We start from the raw sequence: 16,916 nt of genomic DNA on the forward strand, positions 1-16,916 counted from the left end.
CCCACTCCCTCCGCCGCAGCGCCCCCGGCGTCCGCGACCACGGCGAGCTGATCGCCGTGCGCCCCCGCCCTGCCCGCCGCCGCCCTTGTCTTCCCGCTGCTCGTCGGCGTCGCGCTGCTCGCCTCGGGCGCGACCGCCCTGCTCCGCGCCGCCGGCCCCCACGGCGTGCGGAGGCGCCTCGCGGAGTCCCGCGCCCTCGCCGCGGCCCTCGGCGGAGGCCCGGGCACGCGCGGGTGGAACGCCCGGGGAGCCCTCCCCGCCGGCCTGCGGATCGTCGTCGGCGCCCTCCTCCTGCTCGCCGCCGGCCCGGCCTACACGGCGGCCGCCCTCGTCGCCGCGGCCCTCTGCGCACTCGCCCTCGCGCGCGCCGTCCGCCGCTTCGCCCAGGACCCGGAGGGCGACCCGCCCACCCCGGCCGCGGTCGCCGCCACGGCCGCGCTGCTCGCCTTCGCCACCGTCGCCGCGGCCCAGGGGATCCTCGGATTCGCGGGCGTCCCGGCGCACCTCCGGGGGTTCGACCAGCAGGACCTGAGCTGGGCGGCCGCCCTCGTCGGAGTGGTCGCCGCCTGCGGCCTCCTGCAGCTGGCGGGACGCGCAGCGGAACCCGCGACCGCACCGGAGGCGGGCGTCAGGCGGCGCGGCTGATGCTCGGAGCTCCCGCGCTGGACGCGCCCCCGCACCTCGTCCTCCACGGCAGCGCGGTGCGTCTCGCGCCCGCCCGCGGCTCGGTGGCCGTGATCACCTTCTGGATGCAGTTCCACAACTCCGGCACCGACGCCCTGCACGACCTCGCCCTGTTCTGCGGCTCCTTCACCGACGGCTCGGGGGTCGAGCTCGACTACGACGAGGCTCCCGTCACCGTCGTCGGCCGGACCGAGCGGGTCGCATCGGGAGCGGGATTCGTGGCCGTCGCGCACTACACGATCGCGCCGCTGCGGGCGCCCCGGACGCTCCGCCACTCCATCGTGCTGCGGGGCCGCACGAGCGACGACCGGCCCTTCACCGACGTCGCCGCGCTCGAGGTCCACGTCGATCCGAGGCGCACACCGGAGGTCCGGTTCCGTCCCCCGATGGCGGGATCCGACACCTTGCGGTGGAGGTGAGCGACGGATGCGATCGCATGAAGACTTCTCACCAAGGGCCCGGGTCGGCCAGGGTAGAGGGATCGCGTCGCACGGAGGACGCGCCAGAGGAAAGGACTCCGCCGTGAGGGGAATCGCAGAAGGCAGCCGACCGATCGTCGATCGCGGGGTGTCCCGCCGGGACACCGCGGCGGCCGCGTGGCTGGCGCGGAGCGGTGTCGACGTCCGCGCGAACGGCGCGTTCCGCATCGTGGCCGACACCCTCTGCAGCGACGGCGTCGAGGCCCTCCGGATCTGGCACTCGCCGGCCCGCCTGCACCGCGCCTCCGCCATCGGCCCGGGCGTGCGCCTGATCATCCCGCTCGAGGGCGTGCTCGTGATCCAGCCGGACGACCCGGCGGCGCTCGAGGTCCGCGTCGAGCCGGGCGACATCGCCTTCCTCCACTGCGACTCCCCGTTCACGATCGTGACCGACACCCCGAGCGCCCGCACCGAGATCGCCCTCGACCGCCCGCTGCTGGGACTGGTCGACTCGGCCGACCGCGGCGCCGTCGTCACCGAGGCCGACGCGGCCAGCCGCGGCATCCTGCTCTCGACCGTCAACGCGACCTTCGGCTCCACCCTCGACGCCGACTCCCCCGCCTTCCCCCTGGTGCGGGCGGCCGTCGAGCAGCTCGCGGGCGCCGTGCTGGCGACCTCGCTGCCGCGCGAGAGCAGCGAGGACGTCTACACGCGCGCCCTCGCCCTGATCTCGGCGATGTCCACCGACCCCCGCCTCTCGGTGCAGGAGATCTGCGAGCGCCTCGGGGTCCCGAAGCGGACGCTGCAGCGCACCTTCGCGCGGAACGGCACCACGGTGTTCGACGAGATCCGCCGCGCACGCCTCACGACCGCGCGCGCCCTCCTCGGCGGGAGCGACTCCCCGCCCTCGCCCGAGCACGTGCTGAGCAGCTACGTCCGTTCGCAGCGCCTGCGCCGCGACCTGCTCCACCTCGAGGCGGTGCCCACCTCGCAGCTGGGCTGACGCGGGCGCCGCAGCGCCCTCGGGAGCCCGGTCGTCGGCCGGCGGTCGCCGCGCGGGCGTACGCCTCCGGTCCGGACGCATCGGCTCGGAGGCTCCACCCGCCGCAGCCGTCCCGCGCTCAGCCCGGGTACGGCACCGACGCCGACGGCCAGCCCGAGGCCGCCAGCTCCGCGCGCAGGCGGTGGTGGTGCTGCACCGCCCCGAGGGAGTCCGTGCGGAAGGCGATCGCGAGGGCCGCGTCGGCCCAGTAGGCGTCCCAGCCGGAGTAGCGCTCGAAGACGCGGTCGCCGACCGCGGCCAGCAGCTCCCAGGCGCGCGCCGCGGGGAGGTAGCCGGCGACGTAGGCGTAGCGGATCGCGCCGATCGTGCGCTCGGCGTCGCCCGCGAGCAGGAGCAGCGGCGGGCGCCCGTCGACCGCCTGGGCCAGCTCGAGGAGGTGGAACTCGCTGCCGCCGGTGAGCGCGGCGACGCGGGAGCGCATCCGCTCGGCGTCGGCGGAGGCCGAGACCTCGGCGAAGCGGGTCGAGAGCGGCCCGCGGGTGAGCACGTCGGCGACCAGCAGCTCGACGTCGTCGGCCGAGGCGATGCGGAAGTCGCGGTCGAGCGCGACCCGGTGCTCGACGAGCGGATGCAGCGGCAGCTGCTGCCACGGCGCTCCCTTCGCTCCGTCGGCGTAGCGGTGCCGCAGCTCCTCCGGGAGCTCCGCCCACGAGGGCTGGAACGCGAGCGACGAGTTCCAGCCGGCGAACGAGAAGTCGCTGACCGCGTCGAGCGCGAGCAGCTGCTGCTGGCGGAGGGACGGGGTCGGCGAGCCGGCCGCGCCGAGGTACGCGAGCTGCTCGCGACGCGGCGCGCGCGCATCCCACTGCTGGAAGCCCACCGTGGCGGCGAGCAGCCCGAAGGCCAGAGCGAAGGCGAACGCCGTGAGCGCGACGACGCTCTCTCCGCCGCCGAGCGCGAGCCCCCACGCGAAGCCGACCAGGCCCACGGGAGCGGCGAAGGCGGTCACCAGGAGGGCTCGGCGTCCGGCGCCCTGCCCGCGCCGGTGCGCATCGGCCGCCCGCGCGTAGCGCAGCCGGGGGCGGACGGGGAACTCGACGTCTCCGGGATGGTTCTGCAGCGGCACGGTCGCAGCCTAGGGGCGCGGGTCGCGCGGATGTGTGCTTGCCTGGTCGCATGACTCTCGCCGAAGCACTCCTCGAGCGGGCCGACCTGCAGAAGCGGATCGAGGCCCTCCAGTCGCGGATCGTCGCGAACGCCTCCTACCAGGAGGGAGAGGAGCCGACAGAGGACCCGGCCGAGCTGCTCGCCGACTGCACGCGCGCACTGGGCGAGCTCGAGCGGCTGGTCACGGCGATCAACCTCACCAACGCGACGGCGACCACTCCCACGGGAGAGGTGCTGACCGCGGCGCTCGCCCGCCGCGAGGCCCTGCGCGCGCGGCACAGCCTCCTGACCCGCGCAGCCGACGCTGCCGCCGGCGAGCGCGGCTACCGCCAGCTCCGCAGCGAGCTGCGCCGCCTGCCCGCGCTGCCGGTGCGGGAACTGCGCGAGCAGGCCGACGCCGTGGCGCGGGAGCTGCGCGGGCTCGACGCCGACGTCCAGCGGACGAACTGGGGGGTCGAGCTGCAGAGCTGACAGGAGACGCGGTGAGTCGGTAGGCGCACCGGAGCGAGCACGCACCGTCGGGCCGGCGGTTCATCCGGCCCTCTGTCACGCGGTGGGCAGCGTCCCGGCTCCGGCCGTCACTCACAGCCCAGCACCGAGGACCGGTGACCGCGCAGACAGGACACCTCATCACCATGTGCTGGCCGGTGCGCCGAGGGCGGGTTCGGGGACCTCACCGCGTCTCGGATGTCAGTACTCGATGCGCCCGCGCCGGTCGTGGAACTCCCCCGACGGGCCGTCGGAGCCGAGCAGGGCGAGTGCGACGGTCGCGTCCGTGCCCTCGGTGACGGTCTGGTGCCCGCCGTGGCCGTTGAAGTCGGTCGCGGTGTAGCCGGGGTCGCTCGCGTTGATCCGCATCGCCGGCAGGTTCTTCGCGTACTGCACGGTGAGCGCGACGACCGCCGCCTTCGACGCCGCGTACGGGATCGCGGTGACGGGGAACTCGTCGTGGCCCTCGGTGCTCAGCCAGCGCGGCCAGCCGACTCCGGACGCCACGTTCACGACGACCGGGGCCGCGGAGGCCCGCAGCAGCGGGAGCGCGGCCTGCGTGACGCGGACGATGCCGACGACGTTCGTCTCGAGGACGCCCGCCATCGCCTCCGGGGTGAGGTCGTCGACCCCGAACGAGGTGCCGAGCACGCCGGCGTTGTTGACGAGCACGTCGAGTCCGGGCAGGGAGGCGATCGCGGAGTCGACGCTCGCCTGATCGGTGACGTCGAGGCGGACGGGGTGGGCGCCGAGCGCGCGGGCGGCGTCGCCGTCGGCGGTGTCCCGCATGCCGGCGTAGACGGTGTGGCCCGCCTCGAGGAGTCGGCGGGCGGTCTCGAGGCCGAGGGAGCGGTTCGCTCCGGTGATGAGTGTCGTGGTCATGCGCCCATCCTGCGCGGGTCGTCGAGCCTCGACCAGGCCGCGCTCGACGGGGGGACCGGCAGTACCTGGCTCGGCGACGGAGGGCGGAGGAGGATGGGCGGCATGGAGGAGTTCGCGACGGTGCTGCGCTCGTGGCGCGACCGCATCCGTCCCGCCGACGTCGGCCTGCCCGCGGGGTCGGGCCGCCGCGCTACGGGCCTGCGCCGCGAGGAGCTGGCGGCTCTCTCGGGCGTGAGCGTCGACTACCTGGTGCGGCTCGAGCAGGGACGCGCGCGGAACCCGTCGCCGTCGATGCTCCGCTCGCTCGCCGTGACGCTCCGGCTCACGGACAGCGAGCGCGACCACCTCTACCGGGTCGCCGGTGCCGCCGTCCCCTCGCCGGGAGTCGTGCCGCAGCACGTGAGCCCGGGCGTGCAGCGGATCGTCGACCGCCTGGGCGACGTGCCGCTCGCGGTGTTCACGGCGGCCCACGACATCCTGCTGTGGAACCCGCTCTGGGCCGCCCTCAACGGCGACCCCTCGGTGTTCACCGGGCTGGAGCGGAACCTCGTCTGGCGGCACTTCACCTCCGGCCACGCGGGCACCGAGTTCGACGCGCAGCACGAGGAGGACTTCGCAAGCGACCTCGCGGCCGACCTGCGCGCGGCGACCGGGCGCTACCCGCGCGATCCGGTGCTCGCCTCCCTCGTCGCCCGGCTGCGCGAGGAGTCGCCCGAGTTCGAGCGGCGCTGGGCGGAGGCGCGCATCGCCGAGCACCGCGCGAGCCGGAAGACGGTGACGCGGACGCCGGTCGGACCGATCACGGTCGACTGCGATGTGCTCACGGCTCCGGGCACCGACCTGCGGATCGTCGTCTACACGGTGGCGCCCGGCAGTGAGGACGAGGCTCGGCTCGACCTGCTGCGGGTGACGGGGCTGCAGGCGCTGAGCACGGCGCCGGCGTGAAGGGGGACGGGCGCGGCTGGGGCGCGCACAGCGGAGCGGGGCGCTGAACCGGGCTGAGCTGAGTCGAGCGGGCTGAGCCGAGCCGAGCCGGGCGGGGCAGGCCGGGCTCGTCCCACGGCAGGCGGGACCGGCTCGGCGCGGCCGACGGCGCAACCTGCCGATGCGGGCGAGCGGCGGCGAGTGACGGCCGAGGTGGACGGCGAGACGCGTCCGCGGCGCCGACGTCCGCGTCCCCGGACCGCCCGCCACCCCTGCTCAGGACGAGCAGTACGCGGTGATGAACGCGTAGAGCTCGCCCTTCTGCTCGGGGGTCGCGGCGACGACGACGGTGCCCTGCCGGCCCGCGGTCTCGACGGTGACCGGCAGGCGCGTGCCGACCTTGTCCTCGGCGAGCGCGTGGATGTCGCAGCGGGTGGGGACGGCGTCCAGGACCACGGAGTCGACGGTCCCGGCGGGCACGGAGCGGTCGAGGATCCAGGCGTCGGCGGCGTCGGGCGGCTGCAGGAGGATCGTGGCGTCCACGCTGCGGAGCACGATCGGGGTGCCGCGGACGTCGGCGGTGATCGTGAGGCGCGCGGGCTCGTGCGCCGCGCCTCCGGACGTGTCGATCCGCAGGGCGAGGTCGGCGTCGACTGTGCGGGCGAAGCAGCCGGAGCGGACGAGCGCGTCGACGAACGAGAACGGGTCGTCGGCGGGGTAGGCGTGCTCGCCGTGGCCGTCGATCGCGAGGACGACCTCGAGCGCGGCGGGCGGCTCCGCGGCCGGGCAGGCGGGCTCGGGCACGTCGACGCGGAGGTCGCGCGAGGTCCCGTCGGGGACGCCCGTGCCGCCGGTCCACGTGAGCGGGGCGGCGAGGCGCGGGTCGGCGAGGCGGGCCGCGGTGACCTCGATCGGGGAGCCGCTCCCGTTGTGCACCTCGAAGGCCATGGTGCCGCCGGCGATGTCGGAGCGGTTCTGCTGGACGGAGACGGTGACCCCGGGGGCCGGGGCGGACGGGGCGGAGGAGCGGGCCGGGTCGGGGGCGGCCTGAGCCGGGGTGGCGGTGGTCGCAGCCGCGGTGGCCGCAGCCGCGGTGGCCGCAGCCGCGGTGGCCGCAGCCGCGGTGGCCGCCGCGGTGCCGCTCGGGGCGCCTGTCGCGCCTGCCGGCGCGCAGGCCGCGAGGGCGGGCAGGAGGAGCAGCGCGGCGGCGAGGGCGCGGAGGCGTCGCATCGTGCCTCCCTCCGCTCGCCGTCAGTCTGGCGCCCCGGCCCCCTCTCCGCGAGCGGGCGCTCCGCCCCCTCAGCTCGGTCGATGCGTCACGAACGGTCGCCACGGCGGCCGGATGACGACCGTTCGTGACGCATCGCCGGAGCGACGGGGGTGAGGACGGGGGACGCGCACCCATTCGGGTGTGCGTCCGCTCCGAAGAAGGGCGGGGACTTCAGGAGGAGACAGATGCACGCGGCAGATGGCACGTCGGCACGATCGTCGCGCGAGTGCGCGCATCCGCAGCGATCGGGGCCTCCGGGCTCGACGCGGTGGATGCGAGTGCGCGCATCCGCAGCGATCGGGGCCTCCGGGCTCGACGCGGTGGAGCGGGCGGAGCGCCGGGCAGAGGTCCTGCGCATCGCCGGAGGAGTCGACTCCGGCCGTCTCGGCGACGACCAGGCGATCGCGGCGTTCGGCCGGATCGTCGACGGCCTGCAGCGCGACCTGCCCGGCTCGGCGCTCGGCGCCTAGCCCGCGAGGCCGGCGTCCCGGCACCCGCCCGGAGCGGACACCCGCCGGGCCGACATCCCGAGCCTCCGCGCGGCGCTGAGATCCGCCGGGCGAGCGTGCCGACGGCCCACTGGGCGCGGAGACCCGGCACCCCGAGCACCCGCGCGACGCGGAGCCGCGCTACCCCAGCGTCCCGAGCGCGATCCGCGGCAGCAGCCGCTGGATCGCGACGGCCGCGGCGCCGCGCGCCCACTCCACGAGCCCGCCGTCGTCGACAAGCAGCGCCAGGGGCGGAGCGTCCGGATCGCGCGTGGCCGCGATCGCCGCGTCGACCACCGCGGCCTGCTCCGTGTAGAGGGCGACGCCCTCCCCCGCCAGGATCACCGTGCCGGACATCGAGAGGTTGCCGATCGCGGCGATCATCGTCCCGAGCGCGCGGGCGGAGTCGGCGAGGACGCGCTCGGCACCGGGGTCGCCCGCGCGGGCGGCGGCGAAGCCCTCGGCCAGGGTCAGCTCGCGGCCGGTCGCGACGAAGAGCTGGCGGAGGAGCGAGGGCAGGCTGAGCATCGCGGTCGAGCAGCCGCGGTGGCCGGCCTCGCAGACGGGCCCGGCGGGGTCCAGCGGGTAGTGGCCGCCCAGGCCGAGCCCCGCCTCCGGGGGCGCGACCACCCGGTCGTGCACCACCAGTCCGTAGCCCACGCCCGCGCCGACCGTGAGCACCGCGAAGTGCGGGACGCCGCGGCCCCGCCCGAACCAGTGCTCGGCTCCCGTGAGCGCGACCACATCGTTCTCGAGGGCGACCGGCAGCCCGAGGGCGGCCGAGAGCGGAGCGGCGAGGTCGACGTCGCGCCAGCCGAGGAACGGCGCGCGGCTCACCCGGCCGTCGGCGGCGATGCTCCCGCCGAGCGTCACGCCCAGGCCGGCGAAGGCGGAGGGGCCGCCGAGCTCGTCGACGACCGAGACGATCGCGGCGATCACGTCGGCGGGCTCCGTGCTCGGCAGCGGGCGGACCAGCTCCCGCTCGGTCCGCGCGCGCAGGTCGGTGCGGACGGCGAGGACCTCGGTACCGGTGATCTTCACGCCCGCGAAGCTCAGCGCGTCGGCGCGGATGTCGAGCGGGCGGGCGGGGCGGCCGACTCCGGTGCTCTGCTCGGGGCCCTCGACGACCAGGCCGCCGTCGAGGAACGGGCGCGCGAGCCGGGTCAGGCTGGCGGGCGAGAGGCCGAGGCGGCGGCCGAGCTCGGCCCGCGAGACGGGACCGTGGATCAGGACCTCGCGCGCCAGGAGCTCCGACGAGCTCCCGGAGGCGTCCTCAGCGACGATGGTGTCGGTCACGGGGGCTCCTTCTTTCCGGCCTGGTAGAAAGCTACCGGCACCGCGCCGCTCCTGGAACGGATCCGGCCACCTGCGTCGCTCTTGACACCCCTATTACTTCTGCTCTAGAAATAAGCCATGCACCGCAGCATCGCCCCCACGAACGACTCCGCGACCCTCTCCGGCCAGGAATCGCGCCTCTTCCACCTGCAGGACGGGGGCACCAGCGTCATCGTCGACGCCCGCCTCGTCACCTTCCCCACGATCGTGCACTGGGGCGCCGCGCTCGGAGATCTTTCCGCCGCCGAACTATCCGCTCTCGCCGACGCCGCCCTCCCCCAGCGCGTCTCGGGCGGACTCGACGCCTTCGCGCCGTTCGGGCTCGTCGCCGTCGAGGCCGACGGCTGGCAGCACGCCCCCACCTTCGAGGGCACCCACGAGCGCGCGGCCGCGTCGGAGCGGTTCGAGGTCGAGAGCATCGAGGCGCTCGGCTCCGCCCTCCGGACCGTCGCCTCCGGTGCGGGCGTGCGCCTGACCGTGGACCTCGAGGTCGACGCGGCCGGCCTGCTCACCCAGCGCGCCCGGGTCGAGAACCTCGACGCCCGCCCCTTCCGCCTCGAGCGCTTCGAGCTCGGCTTCCCCCTCCCCGCGACCGCGCGCGAGATCCTCGACACCACCGGCCACCACCTCCGCGAGCGCCACCCCCAGCGCCGCCCGCTGACCATCGGCGAGCACACCCGCCGCACCCGCCGCGGCCGCCCCGGCGCCGACGCGACCCTCCTCCTCGCCGCGGGCACGCCCGGCTTCGGCTGGGAGCGCGGGCTCGTGCACGGCGTCCACCTGGGCTGGAGCGGCGACACCTCGCTCCGTGCCGAGCGCACCGTCGAGGGCGTCTCGCTCCTCGCGGCCGGCGAGCTGCTGCGGCCCGCCGAGATCGAACTCGCGCAGGGCGAGAGCTACGAGACCCCGGTCGCGTACGGCTCCTGGGGCGACGGGCTCAGCGCTCTGCAGGCCCGGTTCCACGCGTCGCTCCGCGCCCGCCCGCAGCACCCCGTCGCTCCGCGGCCCGTCACCCTCAACACCTGGGAGGCCGTCTACTTCGACCACGACCTCGCGCGCCTCACCGCCCTCGCCGAGCGGGCCGCCCGGATCGGAGTCGAGCGCTTCGTACTCGACGACGGCTGGTTCCTCGGCCGCCGCGACGACACCGCCGCGCTCGGCGACTGGACGGTCGACCCCGCCGTCTGGCCGGAGGGCCTCACTCCGCTGACAGACGTCGTCACCCGCCTGGGCATGCAGTTCGGCCTCTGGGTCGAGCCCGAGATGATCAGCCCCGACTCCGACCTGGCCCGCGCGCACCCGGAGTGGATCCTCGGCCCGGCCGGCCACCTCCCGGCCTCGGGGCGGCAGCAGCAGGTGCTCGACCTCTCGCAGCGCGGTGCGTTCGAGCACGTGCTCGGCGCCCTCGACGCGCTGCTGACCGAGTACCCGATCGCGTACCTCAAGTGGGACCACAACCGCGACGTGATCGAGGCGGTCTCGCCCGCGACCGGCCGCTCCGCCGTCCACGAGAACGTGCTCGCGCTCTACCGCCTGCTCGACGAGCTGCGCTCCCGGCACCCCGGCGTCGAGATCGAGTCGTGCGCCTCCGGTGGCGCCCGCGTCGACCTCGGCATCCTCGCCCGCACCGACCGCATCTGGACGAGCGACTGCATCGACCCGCTCGAGCGGCAGACCATCCAGCCCTTCACCCAGCTGGTGGTGCCGCCCGAGCTGATGGGGCAGCACATCGGAGGGGCGCGGTCGCACTCGACGCAGCGCACCCACTCGCTCGCCTTCCGCGCCGGCACCGCGCTGCCCGGCCACCTCGGCATCGAGTGGGACGTCTCGGATCTCGCCCCCGCCGTCGAGGAGGAGCTGACCGCCTGGGTCGCCTTCCACCGCGAGCACCGGGCACTGCTGCACACCGGGACGGTCGTACGCGCCGACCTCGCCGACGACGCCGCCTCCCTCTCCGGAGTCGTCGCCGCCGACCGCTCCGCCGCTCTCTTCACCTTCGCCCAGCTGCGCACCGGCGAGACCTACCCGCCCGGCCGGATCACGCTCCCGGGCCTGGACCCGGAGCGCACCTACTCCGTGACGCTCGCCCCGGTCACCTCGCCGCTCGGCGGCCCCGGGCAGTCGCCGCTCGGCTGGGCCGAGCACGGGACCGCGCTGCGCGGCCGCGTGCTGGGCACCGTCGGGCTGCAGGCCCCGGTCCTCGATCCGGAGCAGCTCGTCGTGCTCGTGCTCACCGCCCTCTGACCCGCCCGCCCGGCTCCGGAGCCCTCCCCGCTCCCCGGCCGCCGCACCTGCTCTCGCACCGCCCTCCGCGGTCGAGCGCGCCCTGAGACCTGTCCCCACGCGCAAGGAGGCGCTGCATGTCCGCTCATCCGCATCCCCCCGGGTTCTCCCGGCGGCTGTTCCTCTCGGTGCCGCTCGCCGCGGCGTCCGCCGCCGCCCTCGCCTCCTGCGCCTCCCCCGGCGCCGGCGACGGAGTGACCACGCTCGACTTCTTCCAGTTCAAGGCGGAGGCGGTGGAGGACTTCGCGCGGATCATCCGCGAGTTCGAGGCGGCCAATCCGGACATCCGGGTCATCGCCAACAACGTGCCCGACCCCGACACGGCCATCCGCACCCTGCTCGTCAAGGACAAGGTGCCGGACGTGCTGACCCTGAACGGCAGCGGCTACTACGCCGACCTCGCGAAGGCCGGGGTGTTCCACGACTTCACCGGCGACGAGCTCGTCGAGCGGGTGAACCCGGCGGCGCTCGACATCCTCGCCGCCCTCGGCAGCTTCGAGGGGAAGGAGGTGAACGCCCTCGCCTTCGCGAACAACGCGGACGGGATCCTCTACAACCGCACGATCTTCGCCGAGAACGGGATCGAGGTGCCGACCACCTGGGACGAGCTGATCGCCGTCTGCGAGACGCTCACGGCCTCCGGGATCACTCCCTTCTACGGAGCCCTGCTCGACAACTGGACCGGCGCCCCCGCCTTCAACGCGCTCGGCGGGCAGCTGCAGCCGGACGGCTTCTTCGACGCGATGCGCGAGGAGGGAGCGGCACTCGGCCCCGACTCCCCCGTCTCGTTCACGAAGGACTACGCCACGACGATGGAGCGGCTCGGGCAGCTCTTCTCGTACACGCAGGAGGGCTCGTTCGGCCGCGGCTACGACGACGGCAACCAGGCCTTCGCCGCGGGCGAGGCGGCCATGTACCCCCAGGGAATCTGGGCGATCAACCCGGTGCGCACGAACAACCCGGACATCGACCTCGGCGTCTTCCCCTACCCGGTGCTCGACGACCCGGCGGACACGCGGGTCACCTCGGGCGTCGACGTGGCCGTCGCCATCGGCCGCGGCACCCCGAAGCTCGACGCGGCCCGCCGCTTCGTCGACTTCCTGCTGACCCCCGGAGTCGTCGAGCCGTACGTCGCGAGCCAGGCCGCCTTCTCGCCGCTGGTCGGCGCCGCACCCAACTCGGACCCCACGCTGGCCGAGCTGCAGCCCTACTTCGAGCAGGGACGGCTGATCGGCTTCGTCGACCACCAGATCCCCGCGAGCATCCCGCTCAACCCCACGCTCCAGGCGTTCCTCGCCAGCGGGGACGCCGACGCGGCGCTCCGGACCCTCGACAGTGAGTGGCGCAAAGTCGCGGCACGCACGACCAGGAAGTGACCCCATGACCACGACCACGACGGCCGCCGCGCAGGCGGTGGCGACCACTCCTCCGCCGCCCGCGCGCCGCAAGCGCACCATCGGCCGCACCTCGAAGACCTTCTACTGGATGACGGTCCCCGCCGTCCTGCTCTTCTTCGTGCTCCACACGGTCCCGGTCCTCACCGGAATATTCTTCAGCTTCACGGATTACGCGGGCTACGGCTCCTGGGACCTGATCGGCGCCTCGAACTACCTCGCGCTCCTCCAGGACGACCGCGTCTGGAAGGCCTACGGGTTCACCTTCGGCTTCGCGATCGTGGCGACCGTGCTCGTGAACGTGATCTCGCTCGCCATCGCCGTCGCCCTCAACGCGCGGATCAAGTTCCAGACGGCGTTCCGCGGGATCTACTTCATCCCCTACGTGCTCTCGACCCTGGTCATCGGCTACGTGTTCCAGTACCTCTTCGCGAACTCGCTGCCGCAGATCCTCGGCGCGATCCCGGTGATCGGCGAGAACATCCTCGCGAACGCCGACTGGGCGTGGGTGGCGATCGTGGTGCTGGCGGTCTGGCAGGCCTCGGCCTTCTCGATCATCATCTACCTCGCCGGACTCCAGACCATCCCGGGCGAGCTCTACGAGGCGACCTCGCTCGACGGAGCGGGGAGGTGGCGGCAGTTCACCTCGATCACGTTCCCGCTGATCGCCTCCTTCTTCACGATCAACATGGTGATCTCGATGAAGAACTTCCTCCAGGTGTTCGACCACATCATCGCCCTCACCAACGGCGGCCCCGGCACCTCGACGGAGTCGATCACGCTGCTGATCTACCGCGGCGGCTTCCAGGGCGGCGAGTACGCCTACCAGACGGCCAACGCCGTCCTCTACTTCCTCATCATCATCGTGGTCTCGCTGATCCAGTTCCGAGTCCTCAGCCGCAGAGAGGCGTCGTTCTGATGACATCGACCATCACTCCCACGACCGCCATCGCCCTCGGCGAGCCCGAGGGGCGGCCCCGGCCCTCCCGCGACACGTACCGGATCAACTGGTGGGCGACCGCGCTCATCGCGGTCTGCTCCCTGACGATCCTCCTGCCGCTCTACTTCGCCGTCGTGACCGCCCTGAAGACGCCCGATCAGCTCGGCGGCACCGGGTTCGAGCTGCCGACCTCGATCTCGTGGGGCAACTTCGCCGAGGCGTGGACGGCGACCCGCTTCCCGCAGGCCTTCGTGAACACCGCGCTGATCACCGTCGGAGCCGTCGTGCTCACGCTGTTCTCGAACTCGATGGTCGCCTACGCGGTCGCCCGGAACATGCACAGGCCGTTCTTCAAGGGCGTCTACTTCTACCTGCTCGCCGCCGTCTTCGTGCCCTTCCCGATCATCATGCTGCCGGTCGTGAAGGAAACGGCCCTGCTGGGCCTGGACAACCAGGCCGGGCTGATCCTGCTCTACGCCGTGTTCGGCCTCTCGATCAACACGTTCATCTACACGGCCTTCATCCGCTCGATCCCCATCGAGCTCGAGGAGGCGGCGCGCACCGACGGCGCCTCGACCTGGCGGACCTACTGGCAGGTGATCTTCCCGCTGCTCGGCCCGATGAACGCGACCGTCGGGATCCTGACCTGCGTGTGGGCGTGGAACGACTTCATCCTGCCGCTCGTGGTGCTCTCGGACCCGTCCGCGCGCACCCTGCCGCTGGCCGAGTACGTCTTCCAGGGGCAGTTCAACACGAACTACACCGTCGCCTTCGCGTCCTACCTGATGGCGATGGCGCCGCTGCTGATCGTGTACCTCTTCGCCCAGCGCTGGGTGGTCAGCGGAGTGATGCGCGGGTCGATCAAGTAGCGGTCGCGAAGCCGTCTCGGCCGATGCCCGCGGGACCGCGCGGCGCCGAATAGAATAAAATGAATACGATTCGGAGGCCTTCATGACCGACAGCGCACCCAGCCCCTTCACACCCGGGTACGGGAAGAAGCCTGCCGTCTTCGGCGGCCACGGGGAAGAGCTCCGCGAACTCCAGTCGGTGTTCGAGACCCTCGACTTCGGCGAGAACCACTCGGTCCTCGTCTCCGGGCTCCGCGGAGCGGGAAAGACCTCCTTCCTCACCACGCTGCAGGACGCGGCTCGTGGCGCAGGCTGGCTGGTCATCAGCGATGACGCCAGCGCAGGCCTCACCGGACGGATCATGGACTCCGCCATCCCCACTCTCATCAACGGGATGGCTCCCGCCACCCGCGCGAGGCTCACCAAGCTGGGCGTCTGGCAGTTCAGCGCCGAGGTCCAGTACGTCGATCGCCAGCGGACGGTCAAGCCGCAACTCCGGACGGACCTCGTCGCCCTGTCCTCGGCGCTCGCCGGCAGCGGCGGCATACTCATCACCATCGACGAGGTCTCCTCCGGCAAGGTCCGCCTGCGCGAGCTCAGCTCCTTCGCCCTGCAGGTCTCGCACGCCCTCGAGGACGGCGCCCCGATCATGATCGTCTTCGCCGGAGTGAAGGTCAGTCTCGACGCCCTCCTCGCGGCCGAGCACACCACCTTCCTCCGACGCTCCCGCGAGGTGCAGTTCGAGCGCCTCTCCGCCTCCGAGACGCAGCGCGTCTTCGTCGAGACCGCGGGCCTGGGCGGGCGCGGCATAGACGAGGATGCGCTGCGCACCCTCGTCTCCCTCTCGCAGGGCTATCCCTATCTCGTCCAGCTGGCGGGCGACTACGCCTGGCGGAACGACAGCACCGCCCCCTCGATCACGCTCGCCGATGCCACCGTCGCACATGATCGAGCCATCCGCGCCGTCGAGAGCCGGGTCATCAGTCGCGTATACGGGGACCTCTCGGATGTCGACCAGAAATTCCTGAGCGCGATGGCCGAGGACGAGGATCGGAGCAAGGTCGCCGACATCGTGCGTCGAATGGGTGTATCCGACGCCTACGTGCAGGTCTACAAGAAGCGCCTCATCGACTCCGGTTACGTGCATCCCGCCGGCCATGGGCACGTGCAGTTCTCGCTCCCCTACCTCGGCGCGTACATCCGCCGCCGCATCGCCGCCGAGTCCAGCGAGGGCGGCATCGACGGCGGCTGGGACGGCTACCCGGCTCCCGACCTGCCCTCCTGAGGCCCGCCTCGGCCCGGGGCCGGTCCAGTCGGACTGCGACGTCAGCGGGTCGCGGCGAGCGCCGCCTCGAGCAGGTCGGTGAGCACGGTGCCGTGCGAGCCCGCGTCCTCCGGGTGCCACTGCACGCACCAGAGCGGCGCGGACTCGTGCTCGAGGGCCTCGACGGTGCCGTCGTCGGCGCGGCCGACCACGACGAGGCCCTCGCCCGGGCGGTCGACGGCCTGGTGGTGGGAGCTGCGGACGTCGAGCTCGGCGGCGCCGAGGATGCCGGCGAGGGCGCTGCCCGGCTCGAGGGTCACGCGGTGGTCGACCATCCCGGACAGGTGCTCGCCGGGGACCGACCGGCCGACGTGACCCGCGCCGGGCAGGTGCTGCACGAGGTCGCCGCCGAGGGCGACGTTGACCAGCTGCATCCCGCGGCAGATCCCGACCAGCGGGGTCCGCGTCTCGACGGCCCGGCGGACCAGCGCGATCTGAGCGCGGTCGGCCGCGGGGAAGGACTGGCCGCGGTGCGGGTCGTCGGGCCGGCCGCCGTAGAGGGACGGGTCGACGTCCTCCCCTCCGGTGACCACGACGGCGTCGGCGGCGGCGAGCCGGCGCTCGAGCTCGGCGGCGCCGGCCTGCTCGGCCGGGACGCGGTCGACCACGAAGCCCGCTGCGGTGGCGGCCGAGACGACGCTCGCGGTCAGCAGCTGCAGCTCGATCTCGAACTCGGGATCCTCGCGGCCGCCGTCGGCGACGTCGACGACGAGCAGGACGGGGCGGTCGGAGGCCATGCGGACATCGTGCCACCCGGCCGGCTCCGGCAGAACGCCGGCGGAGAGGAGGGCCTCTGCGTCGGCGGGCGAGGGACCGCGCTCTCGGCGCGCGTTCTGCACGAGCCCGCAGACCTCTCCCGGGGTCTGGTCAGGATCCGGCCCCGCGATCTAGGATGTTCACGTTCACACCCCGTGCGAAGACGCACACCTCCGCGGCCCTGCGGATCGTGCCTCGACGCCGCACACGATCACGAGGGCCATCTGCATGAGACGATCACGATCGGCGGTGAGGACCGCTCTGGCGGTCGCGACCGTCGCCGCCACGGCGCTGCTCGGCGCCACGGTCCCCAGCTCCGCCTTCGGAGCCACCGAGACCCCGCTCCTCCACTACACGTTCGACACCGCCCCCACCGGCACCACGGTCGCCGACACCAGCGGCAACGGCTACAGCGCGACGCTGCGCGGCTCCGGAGCCCAGTTCCGCAACGGGCTCATCAGCCTCCCCGGCGGATCCGCCGCGGCCGCCCCCTACCTCGAGATCCCCACCGCCGGCCTCGTCGGCAAGAAGGACCTGACCTTCTCGACCTGGCTCGCCCACAAGGGCGGCACCGGCAACGTCGCCGCCGCGTTCGTCGGAGCGCCCGTCGCCTCCGGCGCCGATCTCGGTGTTGTAGGGAGCGCCGGCGTTGACCGAGTTGGTGACGACCGACTTGGTGTAGCCGGAGAGGTTGCTCGGGTTGAGCAGCC

The 16,916-nt window shown here is 73.7% G+C and carries 17 protein-coding genes; 12 read left to right on the forward strand and 5 right to left on the reverse strand.

Features of this window, described 5'->3' with window-relative positions; genetic code table 11:
- Positions 1 to 165 precede the first annotated feature (165 nt).
- The 3 genes from C5C24_RS16365 to C5C24_RS16375 all read left to right on the forward strand — a co-directional run bounded on the left by C5C24_RS16365 (position 166) and on the right by C5C24_RS16375 (position 2,106).
- The gene (locus C5C24_RS16365; protein ID WP_104305474.1) at positions 166 to 645 is read left to right on the forward strand and encodes a hypothetical protein; all 480 of its coding nucleotides are present in this window, start codon (positions 166 to 168) and stop codon (positions 643 to 645) included.
- Positions 645 to 1,103 carry a hypothetical protein gene (locus tag C5C24_RS16370; protein WP_104281569.1) on the forward strand — a complete coding sequence of 153 codons (459 nt, stop codon included), beginning with the start codon at positions 645 to 647 and terminating at the stop codon, positions 1,101 to 1,103. The genes C5C24_RS16365 and C5C24_RS16370 overlap by 1 nt, the downstream gene beginning before the upstream one ends.
- 103 nt (positions 1,104 to 1,206) lie before the next feature.
- The gene (locus C5C24_RS16375; protein ID WP_181135563.1) at positions 1,207 to 2,106 is read left to right on the forward strand and encodes a hypothetical protein; all 900 of its coding nucleotides are present in this window, start codon (positions 1,207 to 1,209) and stop codon (positions 2,104 to 2,106) included.
- 118 nt (positions 2,107 to 2,224) lie between these two features.
- Here the strand turns inward: C5C24_RS16375 and C5C24_RS16380 are convergent, their stop codons facing one another.
- Positions 2,225 to 3,232: a DUF1266 domain-containing protein gene (locus C5C24_RS16380; protein WP_104305476.1), complete on the reverse strand. Its 1,008-nt coding sequence runs from the start codon at positions 3,230 to 3,232 to the stop codon at positions 2,225 to 2,227.
- A 50-nt stretch (positions 3,233 to 3,282) separates the two neighbouring features.
- Here C5C24_RS16380 and C5C24_RS16385 point away from each other — a divergent pair, with 50 nt between their 5' ends.
- Positions 3,283 to 3,744: a DIP1984 family protein gene (locus C5C24_RS16385; protein ID WP_104224023.1), complete on the forward strand. Its 462-nt coding sequence runs from the start codon at positions 3,283 to 3,285 to the stop codon at positions 3,742 to 3,744.
- 219 nt (positions 3,745 to 3,963) lie between these two features.
- Here C5C24_RS16385 and C5C24_RS16390 read toward each other — a convergent pair whose 3' ends face one another.
- Complete coding sequence (locus C5C24_RS16390; protein ID WP_104305477.1) at positions 3,964 to 4,644, reverse strand: SDR family NAD(P)-dependent oxidoreductase; 681 nt, start codon at positions 4,642 to 4,644, stop codon at positions 3,964 to 3,966.
- Positions 4,645 to 4,746: 102 nt separating this feature from the next.
- Here C5C24_RS16390 and C5C24_RS16395 point away from each other — a divergent pair, with 102 nt between their 5' ends.
- Entirely contained in the window at positions 4,747 to 5,589 is an 843-nt protein-coding gene (locus C5C24_RS16395) for a helix-turn-helix transcriptional regulator (RefSeq protein WP_104305478.1), read from the forward strand.
- Positions 5,590 to 5,844: 255 nt separating this feature from the next.
- Here C5C24_RS16395 and C5C24_RS16400 read toward each other — a convergent pair whose 3' ends face one another.
- Complete coding sequence (locus C5C24_RS16400) at positions 5,845 to 6,798, reverse strand: hypothetical protein (protein WP_104305479.1); 954 nt, start codon at positions 6,796 to 6,798, stop codon at positions 5,845 to 5,847.
- A gap of 318 nt (positions 6,799 to 7,116) precedes the next feature.
- Here C5C24_RS16400 and C5C24_RS16405 point away from each other — a divergent pair, with 318 nt between their 5' ends.
- Positions 7,117 to 7,308, forward strand: a complete 192-nt coding sequence (locus C5C24_RS16405) for a hypothetical protein (RefSeq protein WP_104275741.1) — start codon at positions 7,117 to 7,119, stop codon at positions 7,306 to 7,308.
- A 159-nt stretch (positions 7,309 to 7,467) separates the two neighbouring features.
- On the opposite strand, the gene C5C24_RS16410 is transcribed toward C5C24_RS16405, so the two are convergent.
- Positions 7,468 to 8,622, reverse strand: a complete 1,155-nt coding sequence (locus C5C24_RS16410) for an ROK family transcriptional regulator (protein WP_104281571.1) — start codon at positions 8,620 to 8,622, stop codon at positions 7,468 to 7,470.
- A gap of 117 nt (positions 8,623 to 8,739) precedes the next feature.
- On the opposite strand from C5C24_RS16410, the gene C5C24_RS16415 reads away from it, so the two are divergent.
- From C5C24_RS16415 to C5C24_RS16435, 5 genes are all read left to right on the forward strand, one after another.
- Positions 8,740 to 10,905, forward strand: a complete 2,166-nt coding sequence (locus tag C5C24_RS16415; protein WP_104305480.1) for an alpha-galactosidase — start codon at positions 8,740 to 8,742, stop codon at positions 10,903 to 10,905.
- Between the two features lie 116 nt (positions 10,906 to 11,021).
- Positions 11,022 to 12,320, forward strand: coding sequence for an ABC transporter substrate-binding protein (locus C5C24_RS16420; protein WP_104305481.1), 1,299 nt, complete (start codon positions 11,022 to 11,024; stop codon positions 12,318 to 12,320).
- A gap of 4 nt (positions 12,321 to 12,324) precedes the next feature.
- On the forward strand, positions 12,325 to 13,257 hold the full coding sequence (locus C5C24_RS16425) for a carbohydrate ABC transporter permease (protein WP_104225874.1): 933 nt from the start codon (positions 12,325 to 12,327) through the stop codon (positions 13,255 to 13,257).
- The gene (locus tag C5C24_RS16430; RefSeq protein ID WP_104305482.1) at positions 13,257 to 14,147 is read left to right on the forward strand and encodes a carbohydrate ABC transporter permease; all 891 of its coding nucleotides are present in this window, start codon (positions 13,257 to 13,259) and stop codon (positions 14,145 to 14,147) included. Before C5C24_RS16425 ends, C5C24_RS16430 begins: the two co-directional genes overlap by 1 nt.
- Positions 14,148 to 14,229: 82 nt before the next feature.
- Positions 14,230 to 15,411, forward strand: coding sequence for an ATP-binding protein (locus tag C5C24_RS16435; protein WP_104305483.1), 1,182 nt, complete (start codon positions 14,230 to 14,232; stop codon positions 15,409 to 15,411).
- 41 nt (positions 15,412 to 15,452) lie between these two features.
- Here the strand turns inward: C5C24_RS16435 and C5C24_RS16440 are convergent, their stop codons facing one another.
- Complete coding sequence (locus C5C24_RS16440; RefSeq protein WP_104305484.1) at positions 15,453 to 16,187, reverse strand: gamma-glutamyl-gamma-aminobutyrate hydrolase family protein; 735 nt, start codon at positions 16,185 to 16,187, stop codon at positions 15,453 to 15,455.
- 247 nt (positions 16,188 to 16,434) lie between these two features.
- Between C5C24_RS16440 and C5C24_RS16445 the strand changes: the two genes are divergently transcribed.
- The coding region (locus C5C24_RS16445; protein WP_219812891.1) for a hypothetical protein at positions 16,435 to 16,916 on the forward strand (482 nt) is incomplete at its 3' end.

Origin of the sequence: Rathayibacter sp. AY2B3 (assembly GCF_002931755.1) — a bacterium.
Classification (GTDB): Bacteria; Actinomycetota; Actinomycetes; order Actinomycetales; family Microbacteriaceae; genus Rathayibacter.